This window comes from Halopenitus persicus, from assembly GCF_900107205.1.
Taxonomy (GTDB): domain Archaea; phylum Halobacteriota; class Halobacteria; order Halobacteriales; family Haloferacaceae; genus Halopenitus; species Halopenitus persicus.
In genome coordinates, this window is record NZ_FNPC01000001.1 from 192,315 (window position 1) to 208,297 (window position 15,983).

The following is a 15,983-nucleotide window of genomic DNA, read 5'->3' on the forward strand; positions in this document are numbered from 1 at the left end:
CGTTTTTAGGATCTAGCCGCTCTCAGAGCCTCGGACTGCATTTTCTTGAATAAGCGTGGCTTGAACTGCCGATCTGTCGCTTGCTACGCCTTAAAATTCTCGAAGTAGTGCTTGGCAAAGGACTGATTGATCAAAGGGGATAGTCATCGGTAGTAGGTTTTTTGTACATTCTGGTCATCGCCGAGGACATGGTTAATGGCGGTAGGGATTTGGAAAATGAGATTTTGGAATCGTTCTTTGAGAAGCTATCTAACGATGATTCCATTCCGGACGACCTCGTTGAGGACTTGGAACAACTTGAACGGAGGGGTGAACTGAGCGAGGCAACCGAAGTAATCGAGAATGCGAAGGAGGTGATGAATGTTGCACATTCGGAAGATTGAGATCAAGAACATCCGAGGGATAACGCACTGGGAGGAAGAGTTTGAGAATGAGAACGTTCGTATCTTAGGCCCGAATGGTTCTGGCAAAAGCTCAGTGATACAATCCGTCGAATTCGTTCTCACTGGAGATATCTCAAGACTTCGTGGGAGCGGGACACAGGGCATCCCTTTTCCTGAGTACGCCTCACATATGGAATCAGAACCCTATGACGCCTGGGTTGAGGCGACGTTCGCTCACGAGGGGGAACAGGACGTGGCGGTAAAGCGAGTGGTGTCCGAGCCCACCGATCTAGAGGTGATCGAACCGACAGGCCTGAACAAAATTCCAGACTGGTTGGATGATCAAATGGCCGCTGCAGAACTTGGGCATTCTATTCTCGACCGGGACCGGTTGTTACGTTTCGTGACTGCCCCGGAGGGGAAGCGGGGTGACCGAATCGACGAACTGTTCGGGCTTGAGGATGTCGACGAGAAACGAAAATCGGTGAAGCACGCCGAGCGCAAGCATCGAAAAGAGGAAATTGAGGCCCTAAAAAAGGAGAAGAGCCAAGCAGATCAGCGGTTCTTCGATTTATTTGAGCAAGGTGTTTCTACTCGTTCGGGAGCACTGGAGCGAGTGAACGAGTTGAGGGCAGAACACGGTGCCAAGAAGCGTGAGTCCCTCGATGAAGACTTCACCGAGGGAATTGATTTAGACGTGGAGATCTCCGTTGATCCACTTCAGAGTGAGGCTACTGTATCTCTTCTCAAACAGGTCTCAGATCAGTTCGAAGGGCGTCAAAACCAGCTCCAAGGCAAATACGATCAGTTGCAAGAGTTGACCTCGGAGTTACAAGCAGCAGAGCATCTCGAACGAGAGTTAGAAACCCTGGAATTGGTGGATAACGGTCTTTCAGTCTTCGATCATTACAATGACCAGTGTCCTCTCTGTTTGACTGATTGGGAGGACGAGCGTTTGCTTGAGCGTCTGGAAGAGCGGAGGGAACAGGCTACCGGCCTGAAGGATCGAAAAGAGAATTTGGAGTCGCTCTATGATGAGGTGAACGAACTGGTCGTCGGATACACCGATAGCTTAGGGAGTCTCAAGGATGAACTGCAAGAGGAATATCCCGAAGTCGAAGACAAAATTTCCGAGGAAATTGAGAGAGCACAGTCATGGAAATCGCAACTCAACAAAGGACCACTAACCAATCTGGTTGAGGGGATTGACGTTCAGGATGCGATTTTCACTGGTGCTCTCGAAGATGAGATTCATCGATTAGCGAATATTGCGGAGGAGAAGCCCGAATTAAAATCGACAACCAAGAATGTCGACCTACTAGCGAGAGCCGACGACCGATATGACGACTTGGTGATCAGAGAGAGGGAACTGGAAGAAGCAGAAGGAGTTCAAGAGGTACTCGGGAGCATTAAACAGCATTTCCTGGATGCCCGTAGTCGGGTTCTAACGGACGCATTTGGTGATATTCGGGAGAAATTTGAGAAGTACTACGAGGAGATGCACCAAGACGACGAAGCTAAAGACTTCTCAGCAATTCTCGAACCGACAGACACCGGTGTTAAGTTCGAGCCCGAATTCTACGACCAAGGCCATCACCATCCCAGTGCAGTCCATAGCGAAGGACATCGGGACAGTATGGGATTGGCGCTGTTCTTGGCAATGTCGGACGTTGGTGGCGAGGCGATCGATATTCTGTTACTCGACGACGTGATGATGTCGATTGACTCTGGTCATCGATCGAACATCGCGAATCTCCTCGCTGGGGACATCTCCAATCGCTACCAGATTCTACTGACTACGCACGACAAGACGTGGGACCGTCACCTCCAACTCACGAAAGAGTTCGATAAACAGGTTCGCTTCTCTAAATGTTCGCTCGAAGGAGGACCTCTCCCTGTAGAGAGTATTTCTGAGCCGTGGGAGCGGATCGAATATTTCATCGAGCGCGACGATGTAACGTCGGCAGCGGCGTGGATCCGGAAGACAGTCGAGTGGTACTCCCGACGGGCTTGTGCCGCTTTGAAAGCCGATGTCCCGTATCACGAATTAGAAGATGAGGACCTCAAGATTGGGAGGCTCTTCACGGCCGCGATCACTCAGTATCAGTCGCTCCTAGATAATGGCACTGTGGTTAACCAGACAGATTATTCGCAATCGATGTACGACCAGGAACAGATTGACGATGACCTCGAAGCCCTGGAGGAGCTCAAGCAGGATTTGGAGCGGCACCTGAATTTGCTTCATCGGAACGTACACCACAACGACGCCGAGGCGGCGTTCTATACTGGCGAGGAGCTGAAAAGCGAGCGTGACGTGTTCAGGCGTGCGTATGACTTACTGTACTGTGACGACTGTGGATCGTGGGTGAAAAATCGGGATTACGTCTATTGTGACTGTACGATTCGGGTGGACCCTTAGTTACTGAAGCTCGTAATGTTTCCATCCCTTTGTTGAGGAACATCCGGTATATTGGGCTCTTCTGGAACTTTAGACAGAGTAGGAAAATGTGCTAGTGGAGTATGTACCATCGTTTCGAGAAATTTGAGCAGTAGCGAGCGACAGTCCGGCGGGCCAAGAGCATCGATTGCTCAACAAATCGAAGTAGTTGCGACATCAGGAGCTTGTAATCAGTCAAACTACTATGGGAATCAGTAGCTCGCTGAGGATTTCAACAGCCGGGTTTTGAACTGTATTCTGTGACTGCCACACCGGGATACATATACGAATTCGAGTCCACCATTCTGTATATGACAGATTCCGATGCCGACTCAGGTTGGTTTGAATCGGTCCCGCCTGACGACCTCGAAGTCGCTCGAGAAGTCATTGAAAACGGAAGCGCAGAATCGCCAAAGGATTGGCCCAAACAGGCTGTAGAGGCTAGATTCGCAGAGGATAAAGACAACTACTACGATAGACTCCACGAAGCAGCGAATTATGCCGCCCGAGAAACCGTCAAAGAGCGAGAAAGGGCAGATGACCAACAGTTAAAGCATAGTATTCGTGCTATGGACGACTGCGAACGGACCGCGAACGAGCTGGCCGAGCGCGCCGCCGAGTGGGCCGGCAGCCTGTTCGCTGACGTCGACGCCGGAATCGAGGGCGCTCGCGAGGTCGCGACGCGCCAGCCGGACACCGAGGCCGAGCGGCGCGCAGTCTCGCTCGCCGAGCGAGCGGTCGATCTGGCCGACGAGGCGGCCGCGATCCGCGGGTTCATCGAACGGACGGCGCCCAGCGTCGCGCCGAACCTCGCGGCGATGGCCGGCCCCGTGCTCGCGACCCGCCTGATCGCGCTCGCGGGCGGACTCGAGACGCTCGCGAAGAAGCCCTCGGGAACGGTGCAGGTGCTCGGCGCGGAGGACGCGCTGTTCGCCCACCTCGAGGGACGCGCCCCGTCGCCGAAACACGGGATCATCTTCACCCACGAGTACGTGCGCGAGACCCGACCGGAGGACCGCGGGTCCGCGGCGCGGGCGGTCGCCGGAAAGCTGACGATCGCCGCCCGGATCGACCACTACAGCGGCGACCTCCGGGAGGAGGTCCACGAGGAGCTCCGCGACCGCATCGCGACGATCCGCGCTCGGGCCGACGCCGACGAGGAGGGCGACCGATGAGCGACGATCCATCGACGAGCGCCGACGCACCCACGAGCGCCGACGCACCCACGAGCGCCGACTCGGTTCTTCCGGCGGGCGTCGAGCGACGCACGATCGGCGGCGAGGAAACCCTCGCCACGCGCGGCGAACCGGTCTACGGCGAGCCGACCGACGGCGACTGGCGCGCCTGGAACGCCTCGCGGTCGAAGCTGGGCGCGACGTTCGAGCTCGGGATGGAGACGGGCCTTGCGGGCGGCGACCGCGTCCTCTATCTGGGCGCCGCCGCCGGAACGACCGTCAGCCACGTCGCCGACTTCGCGGGCCCGACCTACGCGGTCGAGTTCGCCCCGCGGCCGACCCGGGACCTGCTGGCGGTCGCCGAACCGCGCGACCGGCTCTTCCCGCTGTTGAAGGACGCCCGGGCACCCGAGACGTACGCCCACGTGGTCGAGTCCGACCTCGACGCGATCGTCCAGGACGTCGCGACCAGGGGACAGGCGGACGTGGCCGTCCGCAACGCGCAGTTCCTGGCCGACGACGGTCGGCTGGTGGCGGCGATCAAGGCGCGCAGCGAGGACGTCACGGCAGACCCCGAGGCCGTCTTCGACCGGGCAGTCGACCGGCTCGGCGACGCCTACGAGGTGCTCGAACGCCGCCGGCTCGAGCCGTATCACGACGACCACCTCGCGGTCGTCGCGAGGCCACGATGACGGATTCGACGTCGTGGTGACCGTTGGATAACGCGGCGTCCGCCGTCATCTGTGAGCGTCATCCGGAGCACGGCCGCGTCCGGTCGACCGCCTTCCGACCTTATATAGTGTCCCGCCAACAAGGGGGGATCGATGGAACTCGGCTCGCGGGACGCGTTCGACCGGATGGGCACGCTCGGCATCGAGGAGGAGTTCTTCATCGTCGACGAGGCCGGCCGCCCGACGTCCGGGATCGCGGACCTCGTCTACGGGCCCGACCCGCCGGACCCGATCGTCGGCGCCGTCGACCACGAACTGTTCGCCTGCACGATCGAGGTCCAGACGCCGCGCATCGAGGACCCCGGGAACGCCCGCGAGGCCCTCATCGACGTCCGGAACGCGCTGATCGACCACGCGGAGTCCCAGGGCTACCGGATCGCGGGCGCCGGGCTGCATCCGGAGGCGCGCTGGCGCGAGCTCGACCACGCGCGTAAACCCCGCTATCGGTCGCAGCTCGACCGGATCCAGTATCCCCAACACCGGAACACGACCGCGGGCGTCCACGTCCACGTGGGCGTCGACGACGCCGACGCGGCCGTCTGGGTGGCCAACGAGCTGCGGTGGTACATGCCGGTCCTGCTGGCGCTGTCGGCGAACTCCCCGTTCTGGAACGGCTTCGACACCGGGCTCGCCTCCGCCCGGGCGAAGATCTTCGAGAACCTCCCCAACACCGGGATGCCCTCGCGGTTCGACGACTTCGAGGCGTTCCGGCGATACGAGCGCCGGATGGTCGAACACGGCTCGATCGGGGACCGCGGCGAGCTCTGGTTCGACGTCCGCCCGCACACCCAACACGGCACCGTGGAGGTTCGTGCCCCCGACGGCCAGCGGGACCCCGACCGAACCCTCGCGTTTGCCGAGTACGTCCACGCGCTCGTCGTCGACCTGGCCGAGCGCTACGCGGACGGCGAGTCAGGCACCGACACCCGCCGCGAGCTCCTCGACGAGAACAAGTGGCGCGCGCTCCGGCACGGCCACGACGCCGCCTTCATCACGCCCGCCGGAGAGGACGTCGTCTCCCTCCCGGAGGTCGTCGACCGCGAGTGCGACCGGCTCGGCGTCACCGGGATCCGCGAGGTCCTCGACGCCGAGAGCGGCACCGAGCGACAGCGACGGCTCCACGAGGAGGACGGGGTCGGCGCGCTGTGTGCCGACCTCGAACTTCGGCGACGCTGAGGGGATCGGTTTAAAAAGTCAATCCGCGGTATCGCTACTCCGAGGCGGCCGAGACGACCGTTACTCCGAGGCGACCGAGACGGACGCCGGCTCGGCGGCCGACTCGTCGACGAGCTCGATCTCGGTCGGCGTCGCGTTCTGGATGTTGTCGCCGACCGGGCAGCGCCGCTCGACCGCCTCGAGCCACTCCTGGAGCGTCTCCTCGTCGGCGTCGGTCTCGGCGTCGATCCGCACGCGGATCTCCTGATAGCCGGCTCGTTCGTCGTCGGAGATGCCCTTGAACGCGCGCGGGTCGAGGTCGCCCTCGAGCGAGAGGTTCAGGGAGTCGATCTCGACGTCGTGCTCGTCCGCGACCAAGTGTGCGACGACGTTGAGACAGCCGGCCCACGAGCCGAGCAGGTACTCGACCGGGGTCGGTCCCTCGTCGGTGCCGCCGGCCGCCTCGGGCTCGTCGACGACGAACTCGAAGCCGCGCGTCTCGACCGCCGTTCGCGTCGAACTCTCGCTTTCCGCGTCGATCCGGAACTGCTGTGTGGCGTCGGTTTCGCTCATCGATCCCTCCTTGGAGAGGGATAACTATAAAACATAGATTCGTAACTAAGAATAACCGATAGATATGACACGTGGGTGATCGGCGGATCAGGCGCGACGGTGGACCGACGCCGACCGACGCCGACCGACGACGAACCGACGGCGGACCGACGGCGGACCGACGCGGATACACGGCGACGATCGCTTCGATGGCGGGACGGGGTCTCTCCCCTTCCGACATCGTTCCTCGAGGGGTTCTCGGCCATCGACCGCCCGACGTCTCGACGCCACGACGTCGTCGCGTGGACGCCACGATGCCGTCGCGTGGACGCCACAGCGGCGCGCTCGGTCGGACGAAACGGAACTTTAATGCGCCGACCGGACGCAGCATCGAACGAGAATGATCCCGCTGCAACCCCTGGTCAACAACTTCCTGCTGAATTATCACCTGGGGCACGTGTTGTTGTTCACGTTCGCGGTGACCACGCTGGGGGCGCTTCCGCTGAAGAGCCAGCGCGTCCTCGCGATCAACCTCACGGTCTTCGGGTTGATCTTCGCCATCGCGCCGTTCTCGACGATGACCGCCCCGTACATCCTCTTCGGCCTCGTGCTCATCGTCATCGGCCCCATTCTGTGGACGATGGCCGAGTGATCGTTCGGCTCGACGCTTCCGAGACGGCCGGCCGCCCGCCTGACTCGACCTCCCCGATCGCTCGACCGTTCTCTCGTGAACCCGTGTTGCGTCCGCCCGTCGTCGTTTCGTCTCACGTCTCCTTCCGGATCCGCCCGCGTCCGGTTCACCGCCGTGATCGTCCGCGTTCGCTTCCGATCGCGGATCGATCCACCCCCTTTTTTGCTCGCCGACGCAACCCCCGAGTATGATCACGGTACGGGCACCCGCCACGAGCGCGAACCTCGGCAGCGGGTTCGACACGTTCGGCGCCGCGCTCGCCCGGCCGGCCGACGTCGTGACCGTCGAGAAGGCCGAAACGACCTCGATCGAGGTCACCGGCGTCGGCGCGCAGTACATCCCCGAGGACCCCGAGAAGAACACCGTCGGCGCGGTCGTGGAGGCGCTCGAGGCGCCCGCGGCGATCCACATCGACAAGGGCGTGCGCCCGGCCTCGGGGCTCGGCTCCTCGGCGGCCAGCGCCGCCGCGGCGGCCGTCGGACTCAACGAGCTCTACGACCGCGGCTACTCGCGGGAGGAGCTCGTGCCCATCGCCGCGAAGGGCGAGGCGGTCGTCTCCGGCGTCGCCCACGCGGACAACGTCGCGCCGGCCATCGTCGGCGGGTTCACCGTCACCACCCCGAACGGAACCCACGGGGTCGAGACGGGCGTGCCGCTCGTGGCGTGTCTGCCCGACGTCGCCGTCTCGACCCGGGACGCCCGCCGGGTCGTGCCGGAGACGGCGTCGATGGAGGACGTCGTCGAGACCGTCGGCAACGCGGCGACGCTCACGATCGGGATGTGCCGGTCGGACCCGGAGCTCGTCGGCGAGGGGATGGACGACCCGGTCGTCACGCCCGAACGCGCCCGACTCATCACCGGCTACGACGACGTCCGCGAGGCGGCCTTCGAGGCGGGTGCCGACGGGGTCACCGTCAGCGGCGCCGGGCCGACGGTGCTCGCGGTCTGCACGGAGTCCGACCGCCGGCACGTCGCCGCCGCGATGGTCGATGCCTTTGCGAACGCGGGCATCGAGTCGCGGGCGTATCAGACCCGGATCGGTCGCGGCGCGACGGTGTTATGACTACCCCCACGACTGCAGTCGTGGGCCTTCTCCTCGAATCCGTGTAACGTACGGCTCGAAAAACGGTCGAGAATCGGTTTGAACGCCGTTTCCCGCCTAGACGCCGCGGCCCTGCAGCCGTTCCTCGTCCGGGATGGAGTCGGTCGACTGGCCCTGCATTCCCTTGCCGACGCCGCGGGCGATCTCGGCGAGCTCGTCGGCGTCGTCCCAATTGGTGACGGCCTCGACGATCGCCGTCCCCATCTCGCTGGGGTTCTCCGCGCCGAAGATGCCCGAGCCGACGAAGATCCCGTCGCAGCCGTAATACATCATCAGCGCCGCGTCCGCCGGCGTGGCGATCCCGCCCGCGGCGAAGTTGACGACCGGCAGCCGGCCGGCGTCGGCGGTCTCGTGGACGAGCTCGCGCGGGGCGCCGTGTTCGCGGGCCCATTTCTCGCGCTCGGTATGTTCGAGGCCCGCGATCTCGCGGATCTGTCGCTGCATCGTCCGCTGGTGTTTGACGGCCTGGTTGACGTCGCCGGTCCCGGCCTCCCCCTTGGTGCGGATCATCGCCGCGCCCTCGTTGATGCGGCGGAGCGCCTCGGGCAGGTTCCGGGCGCCGCAGACGAACGGGGCGGTGAACTCGCGTTTGTCGATGTGGTACTCGTCGTCCGCCGGCGTGAGGACCTCCGACTCGTCGATCATGTCGACGCCGAGCGACTCGAGGATCTCCGCCTCCTTGCGGTGGCCGATCCGGGACTTCCCCATCACCGGGATCGAGACCTCGTCGATGATCTCGGTGACGTTCGTCGGGTCGGGCATCCGGGCGACGCCGCCGCGCTTCCGGATGTCCGCCGGGACGGCCTCGAGCGCCATCACCGCGACGGCACCGGCGTCCTCGGCGATCCGGGCCTGTTCGCGGGTGACGACGTCCATGATCACGCCGCCCTTCTGCATCCGGGCGAATCCGCGTTTGACCAGCTCCGTGCCGCGTTTGAGCTCCTCGAGATCGGTGGCGTCTGCCATACGTTCCCTTTGAACGGTACCCACTTAACGACCGCGCCTTTCGATTTCGATTCAGGTTCCCGGGGAGAGATGTGTTAGCTCTTCAATATAGACGCCGATCGATCGATGTTTGCGCAACACGGGGAACGTTTGCACAGCCGTGGCTTCTTCCGTCAGTGATCCACGGTCCCGAACGGGAGCCGGCGTCCGTCGTCCGCGCCGCTCGATCTCGACCGTGGCATGTGATCGCAACCGTGCTGCTCAGTTGCCAAGGTTTTTGCCTCCGATCCGGCTACCGTTCGTATGACCTCCCCGTACGAGGTGTTGGGGATCGACGCCGACGCGGACGACGGGGAGATCGAACGCGCGTACCGTCGCCGCGTGCTCGAGACGCACCCGGACCACGGGGGCTCCGCTCGGGAATTTCAGACCGTGAGGGAGGCCTACGAGGCCATCGTCGACGGCGACGGAACGGTCGACGTGGACCGGATCGAGGAGGGCAGCGACGGACCCGGTGAAGACGGAACCGGCGACGTTGCCGGCGGGTCCGAGGCGGGCGGCGACTCCGAGGGCGGAGCCGACGCCGCCGAATCGGAACCGGCCGCGACCGTCGAGTACCTCGATTACGAACGCCTCACCGACCACGGCTGGGACCTCGGGGACGAGGACCTCTTCGAGAAGGCGGCCGCGGCCGACCTCCCGCACGCCGCCTACGGCAAGTTTCTCGTCCAGCCGGGCGAGTCGCTGCTCGAGGCCGCCGAGAACCGCGGCTTCGCGTGGCCGTACGCCTGTCGCGGCGGCGCGTGCGCGAACTGTGCCGTGGCGGTCCTCGAGGGCGAGCTGTCAATTCCCGCGAACAACGTCCTCTCGGAGGAGCTGATCGACGGCGACATCCGGCTCTCCTGCGTCGGTGAGCCGCTCACCGACGAGCTCCGGATCGTCTTCAACGTCAAGCACCTCCCCGGTCTCGAGGAGCTCCGACTGCCGCCGCACCCCTTCGACCGCGCGCGTGCCGACGATTGAAAAGGGATCTGAGAACGCGATCGGCGTTGAGAACCCGGCTCGTCGATCGGATCGAGACCACGACTCGTCGATCCGTCGACCGATCCACGACGCTACGTCAGTGAACCCACCGCGCTACGTCAGTCGATCGTAGGCGCGCGTCAGGCGTTTGAACGCCTCCTCGTCGCCCGACTCCGCATCCGGATGGAGCGACTTCGCCCGCTCGCGATAGGCGCGCTTGATGGTCTCCTCGTCGGCGTCGGGCTCGACGCCGAGCGTTCGATACGCGGCTTCGAGACCCATCGGATCGGGTGTTCCGACGCCAGGATTACCGGGACCACCCCGACTCCCGGAACCGCCGGGATCGCCGCCGGTTCGCCGTCCGGACCCGCGGGTTTGTCGTCCGGACCCCCCGCCGAAGGCGGCCGCACGGTTGCGGCGCGTTCGCTCGCGGGTCCGCCGCTCGCGCTCGCGTTGGCGTGCGGCGGCCCGTGAGACGGTTCGCGACCGGATCCGCTCGTCGAGCCGCCCTCGAGCGTGTAGCGACAGGAGGTACGCGGCGGCCCCGAACGGGATCGCGACGAACAGCAGGACCGGGTGGACGACGACGCCGGCGACCGCCAGCAGCGCCGTGAGCCCGACGAACGTCGCCGCCAGCCCCACCACGATCGGTCGATCGGTCACAGGGGTCGTTGGGCGGGGACGACCGTAAGCGTCCCGGCGGTTGCGGGGAACGGAACCGCCGGGCGGTTGCGGGGAGTGGAACGTCCCGGCGGACACGGGGCCGCGATCGTTCCCGCGAGCACGACGTCGGCCCCGGACGTGCGAGCACGGCGTCGGTCCCGGACGTCCGTGGCGTTTATTTCCTCTCCCCGCCCCCTCACGTGTATGTCGACGGCGGACCCCACGACCGTCACCGGGCTGCCGCCCTCGATCGCGGCCGCCCGCGACGATCTGACACCGATGCTCTCCCAGTACGCCGACCTGTGTGCGGCCCACGAGGACGCGATCGTGCTCTTTCAGGTGGGCGACTTCTACGAGGCCTTCTGCGAGGCGGCCGAGGAGGTGGCCCGCGTCTGCGAGGTGACGCTCACCAAACGCGAGGATTCGACCGGGTCGTACCCGATGGCCGGAATCCCGATCGACAACGCGACGAGCTACCTCGAGCGGCTGCTCGAGGCCGACTACCGCGTCGCGATCGCCGACCAAACGGAGGACGCGGCGGCCGCCTCGGGGCTCGTCGACCGCGCCGTCACCCAGGTGATCACGCCCGGCACGGTCGTCGACGAGGACCTGTTGACGGACCGGACCACCAACTACGTCGCGGCCCTGACCCGCGAGACGGAGGCGGCCGAGGACGGCCGGGGTGGCCGGGACGTGTACGGCCTCGCGGCGGTCGACGTCGCAACCGGCGAGTGTCTGGCCACGAGCGGCGACCGGGACACGGTCGCCGAGGAGCTCGACCGGCTCGCACCGGCCGAACTCGTCCGCGGCCCGGGGACGAGGCCGCCCGCGGCGAACGATGCGTCCGGCGAGGGTCGTGCTCCCAACGATGACGACGAACCCGAGGACGACGAACCCGATGACGATGACGCCGCAGCCGACGGTGACGCCTCCGCCGATGACGTTCCCGAACCGGTCGGGACGGACGCGCGCTGGATGGAGACGGTCCTGTCGGACGACCGGTTCGCGCCGCGGGCCGCGCGCGACCGCCTGGAGCCGTATCTGTCCGCGCCCGAGGAGCGGTTCGCGACCGAGGCCGAGCTCCGCGCCGCCGGGGCGGTCCTGGCGTACGCCGAGTACACCCAGGGCGACGACGGGCCGCTCGAGTACGTCTCCCGGATCCGCCGGTACGATCCCCGGAGACATCTGCGGCTCGACGCGGCCGCCCAGCGCAGCCTCGAGCTGTTCGAGAACCGGGGGCCGGGCGCCGGCGACACGCTCTTCGACGTGATCGACGAGACGAGCTGCGCGCTCGGCCGCCGCCGACTCGAGCGCTGGCTCCGCCGCCCCCTGATCGAGCCGGACCGGATCCGGTCGCGACACGACGCCGTCGAGTGGCTCGTCGACGAGCCGATCGTTCGTGAAACGGTCGCTGACGGGCTGACCGGAGCCTACGACCTCGAGCGCCTCGTGAGCCGGATCTCCCGCGGGCGGGCGAACGCCCGGGATCTCAGGTCCCTCGAGACCACGCTCGCGGTCGTCCCCGACCTTCGTGACGCCCTGTCGGCGGGGAATGATTCGACCGCATCCACTGAGGCTGATTCGGCCGCGCCCTGTGACCATCTCCGGGATCTCCGCGAGCGGCTGGATCCCCTGCCCGAGATCCGGGAGCTGATCGACGAGGCGATCGCCGTCGACCCGCCACAGGAGATCACCGACGGCGACGTGATCCGGGACGGGTACGACGCGGAGCTGGACGACCTCCGGGCGACCGAACGCGAGGGGCGGGAGTGGGTCGCCGAGCTGGAGGCTCGCGAGCGCGAGCGGACCGGGATCGACTCGTTGACCGTCGGACACACCCAGGTGCACGGCTACTACATCGAGGTCACCGATCCCAACCTCGATGCCGTCCCCGACGACTACCACCGTCGCCAGACGCTGAAGAACAGCGAGCGGTTCTACACGCCCGAGCTGAAGGAGCGCGAGGACGAGATCGTCGGGGCGAGCGAGCGCGCGGACGCCCTCGAGTACGAGCTGTTCACCGACGTCCGCGCGACCGTCGCCGCGGCGGCCGACCGGCTCCAGGCGCTCGCGGACGCGCTGGCCGAGCTCGACGCCCTCGTCTCGCTTGCGACCGTGGCGCTGGAGGGGGAGTACGTTCGACCCACGATCGTGGACCCGTCGACCGTCGACGGGACTGACGATCCCCGCGACGAAACCGGCGACCCCTACGACGAAACCGACGACCCCTACGACGGACCCGACGGCGGCGGATCCGACGGCGACCGGATCGGCATCGCGATCGAGGGCGGCCGCCATCCGGTCGTCGAGCGACGGGGCGAGTTCGTCCCGAACGACGTCGACCTCGAACGTGGCGACCTCGCGCTGATCACGGGGCCGAACATGAGCGGGAAGTCGACGTACATGCGACAGGTCGCGCTCGCGGTCGTGTTGGCACAGATGGGGTCGTTCGTCCCCGCGCAGGCGGCCCGGATCCCGATCGTCGACCGCGTGTTCACCCGGATCGGCGCCTCCGACGACATCGCGGGGGGCCAGTCGACGTTCATGCGCGAGATGAGCGAGCTGACCGAGGTCCTCCACGACGCCACGGCCGACTCGCTGGTCCTGCTCGACGAGGTCGGCCGCGGCACCGCGACCACGGACGGTCGGGCGATCGCGTGCGCCGCGGCGGAGTTCATCGTGGACGAGATCGGGGCGACGACGCTGTTCGCCACCCACTACCACGAGCTGACCGAACTGGCGGAGCGCCGCGATCGCGTCCGCAACCTCCATTTCACCGCGACCAGGGAGGACGGCGAGGTGACGTTCCTCCACCGCGTCGCTCCCGGCGCGTCCTCCTCCTCCTACGGGATCGAGGTGGCGGCGCTGGCCGGCGTACCGCCCGCGGTCGTCGACCGCGCACGGGAGCGAATCGAGCCATCTGCGGACGCGGATGCCTCGCGTGACGGGCCGACCGGTGACGCTCCGGACGCGATCGGGGACGACGCACACGATCGAGCGGTCGGCGAGGCGACCCTCCGCGACTTCCTCGCGGCGGCCGATGATGCCGATCCGGACGATCGATCGACCCATCACGACCGGATCGATCGAACTGCACCGACCGACCGGCCCGACGATCGGGACGCGGACCCCGACCGCGAGACCAGGGACCGGACCGGCCCCGTTGACGTGGAGCTGGCCGCAGCCATCCGGTCGCTCGACATCGCGACGATGACGCCGATGGAGGCGTTGAACACGCTCCACGACCTCCAGCGGGAGCTCGACCGATGACCCGCCACTCGCCGAACGACGCTGATCCCGATCGTCACGACGCCGAGTCCGTGGCCGACCCCGACGACACCGAGTCCGACCCCGGTGACGCCGGCGACGCCGAGTCCGACCCCGGTGACGCCGACCCCCGCGTTCGACGGCTCTCCGAGCGCACCGTCGACCGGATCGCCGCCGGCGAGGTGATCACGCGACCTGCCCGCGTCGTCGCCGAGCTGATCGACAACGCGCTCGATGCGGACGCGACGCGCGTCGCGATCGCCGTCGACGGCAACGGGACCGACGCCATCCGGGTCCGCGACGACGGTCACGGAATGTCCCGCGCGGACGCTCGACTCGCCCTCGAGCGCCACGCGACGAGCAAGCTCCGGGACGGCCAGGACCCGGTCGAGACGGCCTCGCTCGGCTTCCGGGGCGAGGCGCTGGCCGCGATCGCGGAGGCGGCCGGTCGCCTCGAGGTCGTCACCAACGACGGCGGCACCGTCGGTACTCGGATCGTCGCCGAGGATGGCGATCCAACCGTCGCCGACGCGGGACGCGCCCGCGGCACGACGGTGACCGTCGCGGACCTGTTTTCCACCCGCCCCGCCAGGCGCGAGTCGCTCGCGGGCCCGAGCGCCGAGTTCGCCCGGATATCCGCGCTCGTCGCCGACTACGCGCTCGCCCGACCGGACGTCGCCGTCACCCTCGAACACGACGGGTCGGAGACGCTCTCGACGCCGGGAACCGGCTGGACGGACGCCGTCCTCGGCGTCTACGACCGCGACGTCGCGAGTCGATCGACGACGCTCGACGCGACGGACCGGGGGGCGCTCGGCGGGGACGGCACCGTCGAGATCCGGGGCGTCCTCGCGTATCCCTCGGTCACGCGCGCCACGCGCGATCACGTTCGCGTCGCCATCAACGGTCGCCCGGTCGCGGACGCCGGCCTCGAGCGTGCGATCGCCGCGGGATACGACCGGCTGCTCCCCGACGGGCGCGAACCCGTGGCCGCGCTCGACGTCCGGCTGCCGGCCGGCGAGGTCGACCCGAACGTCCACCCGGCCAAGCGGGAGATCGGGCTGCGGCGCGGCGACGCGGTGGCCGGAGCGGTGACGGACGCGGTCGCGGACGCGCTCGCCGGCGTCGACCTCCGGCGAAAGGCCGAGGTGGCGACGGATCTCGAGACGGCCCTCTCGCCGGTGGGGGACGCCTCGCCATTCGACGACGTGGAGCCGATCGGCCAGTATCGGGACCTGTATCTGTTGTGTGAGGCCGACGACGAGCTCCTCGTGATCGACGCCCACGCGGCCCACGAGCGCGTCAACTACGAGCGACTACGGCGTGCGTTCGGGAGCGGTGCGGACGCGGACGGGAGTCCTGCCCCGAGGGAGGAGAGTGACGCAGCCGGCACGTCCGACGCGGTCGCGGTGCTCGATCCGCCGGCGACGGTCTCGCTGACGGGCGCCGAGCGGGCGGCGCTGGAAGCGCACGAGGACGCCCTTCGTCGACTCGGGTTCGACGTCGACCCCTTCGGCGGCGACCTCGTCAGGCTCCGGGCCGTTCCGGCGCCGTTCGGTCGGGCGGCCGACGTCGACGCCTTCCGCGACGCGGTCGGCCGGCTTGTGGGCGGGGAGGCTCCAGCGGACCCCTACGAGACGCTGCTGGCCGACCTCGCGTGCCACCCGTCGGTCAAACGCGGGGACGCGCTCGACCGGTCCGCGATGCGGAACCTCCTCGACCGGCTCGGCGAGTGCGAGCAGCCCTTCAGCTGTCCGCACGGGCGCCCGACCGTCCTCTCGATCGAGGAGGCGACGCTCGCGGCCGGCTTCGACCGGCCGTCCCGCGGCTGATCGGTCCCCCCGGGTCGCTGCGCCGGA

The 15,983-nt window shown here is 66.5% G+C and carries 13 protein-coding genes and 1 pseudogene; 10 read left to right on the forward strand and 4 right to left on the reverse strand.

Features of this window, described 5'->3' with window-relative positions; all coding sequences use genetic code 11:
• Positions 1 to 161: 161 nt before the first annotated feature.
• Together BLV25_RS01035 and BLV25_RS01040 are read left to right on the forward strand one after the other, a co-directional pair.
• The gene (locus BLV25_RS01035) at positions 162 to 383 is read left to right on the forward strand and encodes a hypothetical protein (protein WP_092730321.1); all 222 of its coding nucleotides are present in this window, start codon (positions 162 to 164) and stop codon (positions 381 to 383) included.
• Positions 361 to 2,802 carry an AAA family ATPase gene (locus BLV25_RS01040; RefSeq protein WP_092730323.1) on the forward strand — a complete coding sequence of 814 codons (2,442 nt, stop codon included), beginning with the start codon at positions 361 to 363 and terminating at the stop codon, positions 2,800 to 2,802. The genes BLV25_RS01035 and BLV25_RS01040 overlap by 23 nt, the downstream gene beginning before the upstream one ends.
• Before the next feature lie 10 nt (positions 2,803 to 2,812).
• On the opposite strand, the pseudogene BLV25_RS17735 reads toward BLV25_RS01040, so the two are convergent.
• Positions 2,813 to 2,998: pseudogene (locus BLV25_RS17735) on the reverse strand (IS5/IS1182 family transposase); the annotation flags it as partial.
• A 133-nt stretch (positions 2,999 to 3,131) separates the two neighbouring features.
• On the opposite strand from BLV25_RS17735, the gene BLV25_RS01045 reads away from it, so the two are divergent.
• The 3 genes from BLV25_RS01045 to BLV25_RS01055 all read left to right on the forward strand — a co-directional run bounded on the left by BLV25_RS01045 (position 3,132) and on the right by BLV25_RS01055 (position 5,902).
• A complete protein-coding gene (locus BLV25_RS01045) occupies positions 3,132 to 3,995 on the forward strand; it encodes an NOP5/NOP56 family protein (RefSeq protein ID WP_092730325.1) in 864 nt (287 codons plus the stop codon).
• Positions 3,992 to 4,687 carry a fibrillarin-like rRNA/tRNA 2'-O-methyltransferase gene (locus BLV25_RS01050; protein WP_092730327.1) on the forward strand — a complete coding sequence of 232 codons (696 nt, stop codon included), beginning with the start codon at positions 3,992 to 3,994 and terminating at the stop codon, positions 4,685 to 4,687. Before BLV25_RS01045 ends, BLV25_RS01050 begins: the two co-directional genes overlap by 4 nt.
• Before the next feature lie 132 nt (positions 4,688 to 4,819).
• Positions 4,820 to 5,902 carry a glutamate--cysteine ligase gene (locus BLV25_RS01055; protein ID WP_092730329.1) on the forward strand — a complete coding sequence of 361 codons (1,083 nt, stop codon included), beginning with the start codon at positions 4,820 to 4,822 and terminating at the stop codon, positions 5,900 to 5,902.
• 60 nt (positions 5,903 to 5,962) lie between these two features.
• Here the strand turns inward: BLV25_RS01055 and BLV25_RS01060 are convergent, their stop codons facing one another.
• Complete coding sequence (locus tag BLV25_RS01060; protein WP_021072654.1) at positions 5,963 to 6,454, reverse strand: OsmC family protein; 492 nt, start codon at positions 6,452 to 6,454, stop codon at positions 5,963 to 5,965.
• A gap of 379 nt (positions 6,455 to 6,833) precedes the next feature.
• On the opposite strand from BLV25_RS01060, the gene BLV25_RS01065 reads away from it, so the two are divergent.
• Together BLV25_RS01065 and BLV25_RS01070 are read left to right on the forward strand one after the other, a co-directional pair.
• A complete protein-coding gene (locus tag BLV25_RS01065; protein WP_021072652.1) occupies positions 6,834 to 7,085 on the forward strand; it encodes a hypothetical protein in 252 nt (83 codons plus the stop codon).
• Positions 7,086 to 7,311: 226 nt separating this feature from the next.
• Entirely contained in the window at positions 7,312 to 8,187 is an 876-nt protein-coding gene (locus BLV25_RS01070; RefSeq protein ID WP_092730331.1) for a homoserine kinase, read from the forward strand.
• A 96-nt stretch (positions 8,188 to 8,283) separates the two neighbouring features.
• Here the strand turns inward: BLV25_RS01070 and pdxS are convergent, their stop codons facing one another.
• Entirely contained in the window at positions 8,284 to 9,192 is a 909-nt protein-coding gene (gene pdxS / locus BLV25_RS01075) for a pyridoxal 5'-phosphate synthase lyase subunit PdxS (RefSeq protein ID WP_021072650.1), read from the reverse strand.
• A gap of 282 nt (positions 9,193 to 9,474) precedes the next feature.
• Here pdxS and fer point away from each other — a divergent pair, with 282 nt between their 5' ends.
• Positions 9,475 to 10,194 carry a ferredoxin Fer gene (gene fer, locus BLV25_RS01080; RefSeq protein WP_021072649.1) on the forward strand — a complete coding sequence of 240 codons (720 nt, stop codon included), beginning with the start codon at positions 9,475 to 9,477 and terminating at the stop codon, positions 10,192 to 10,194.
• A gap of 114 nt (positions 10,195 to 10,308) precedes the next feature.
• On the opposite strand, the gene BLV25_RS01085 is transcribed toward fer, so the two are convergent.
• Positions 10,309 to 10,857 carry a J domain-containing protein gene (locus BLV25_RS01085; RefSeq protein WP_021072648.1) on the reverse strand — a complete coding sequence of 183 codons (549 nt, stop codon included), beginning with the start codon at positions 10,855 to 10,857 and terminating at the stop codon, positions 10,309 to 10,311.
• A 204-nt stretch (positions 10,858 to 11,061) separates the two neighbouring features.
• On the opposite strand from BLV25_RS01085, the gene mutS reads away from it, so the two are divergent.
• Positions 11,062 to 14,127: a DNA mismatch repair protein MutS gene (gene mutS, locus BLV25_RS01090; protein ID WP_092730333.1), complete on the forward strand. Its 3,066-nt coding sequence runs from the start codon at positions 11,062 to 11,064 to the stop codon at positions 14,125 to 14,127.
• Entirely contained in the window at positions 14,124 to 15,956 is a 1,833-nt protein-coding gene (gene mutL / locus BLV25_RS01095) for a DNA mismatch repair endonuclease MutL (protein ID WP_092730335.1), read from the forward strand. The genes mutS and mutL overlap by 4 nt, the downstream gene beginning before the upstream one ends.
• Positions 15,957 to 15,983: the final 27 nt, after the last annotated feature.

Excerpts from the sequence above, each read along its gene's own strand:
- BLV25_RS01040 (WP_092730323.1), top strand. The coding sequence starts at position 361 with ATGTTGCACATTCGGAAGATTGAGATCAAGAACATCCGAGGGATAACG.
- BLV25_RS01045 (WP_092730325.1), top strand. The coding sequence starts at position 3,132 with ATGACAGATTCCGATGCCGACTCAGGTTGGTTTGAATCGGTCCCGCCT.
- BLV25_RS01050 (WP_092730327.1), top strand. The coding sequence starts at position 3,992 with ATGAGCGACGATCCATCGACGAGCGCCGACGCACCCACGAGCGCCGAC.
- BLV25_RS01055 (WP_092730329.1), top strand. The coding sequence starts at position 4,820 with ATGGAACTCGGCTCGCGGGACGCGTTCGACCGGATGGGCACGCTCGGC.
- BLV25_RS01060 (WP_021072654.1), bottom strand. The coding sequence starts at position 6,454 with ATGAGCGAAACCGACGCCACACAGCAGTTCCGGATCGACGCGGAAAGC.
- BLV25_RS01065 (WP_021072652.1), top strand. The coding sequence starts at position 6,834 with ATGATCCCGCTGCAACCCCTGGTCAACAACTTCCTGCTGAATTATCAC.
- BLV25_RS01070 (WP_092730331.1), top strand. The coding sequence starts at position 7,312 with ATGATCACGGTACGGGCACCCGCCACGAGCGCGAACCTCGGCAGCGGG.
- pdxS (WP_021072650.1), bottom strand. The coding sequence starts at position 9,192 with ATGGCAGACGCCACCGATCTCGAGGAGCTCAAACGCGGCACGGAGCTG.
- fer (WP_021072649.1), top strand. The coding sequence starts at position 9,475 with ATGACCTCCCCGTACGAGGTGTTGGGGATCGACGCCGACGCGGACGAC.
- mutS (WP_092730333.1), top strand. The coding sequence starts at position 11,062 with ATGTCGACGGCGGACCCCACGACCGTCACCGGGCTGCCGCCCTCGATC.
- mutL (WP_092730335.1), top strand. The coding sequence starts at position 14,124 with ATGACCCGCCACTCGCCGAACGACGCTGATCCCGATCGTCACGACGCC.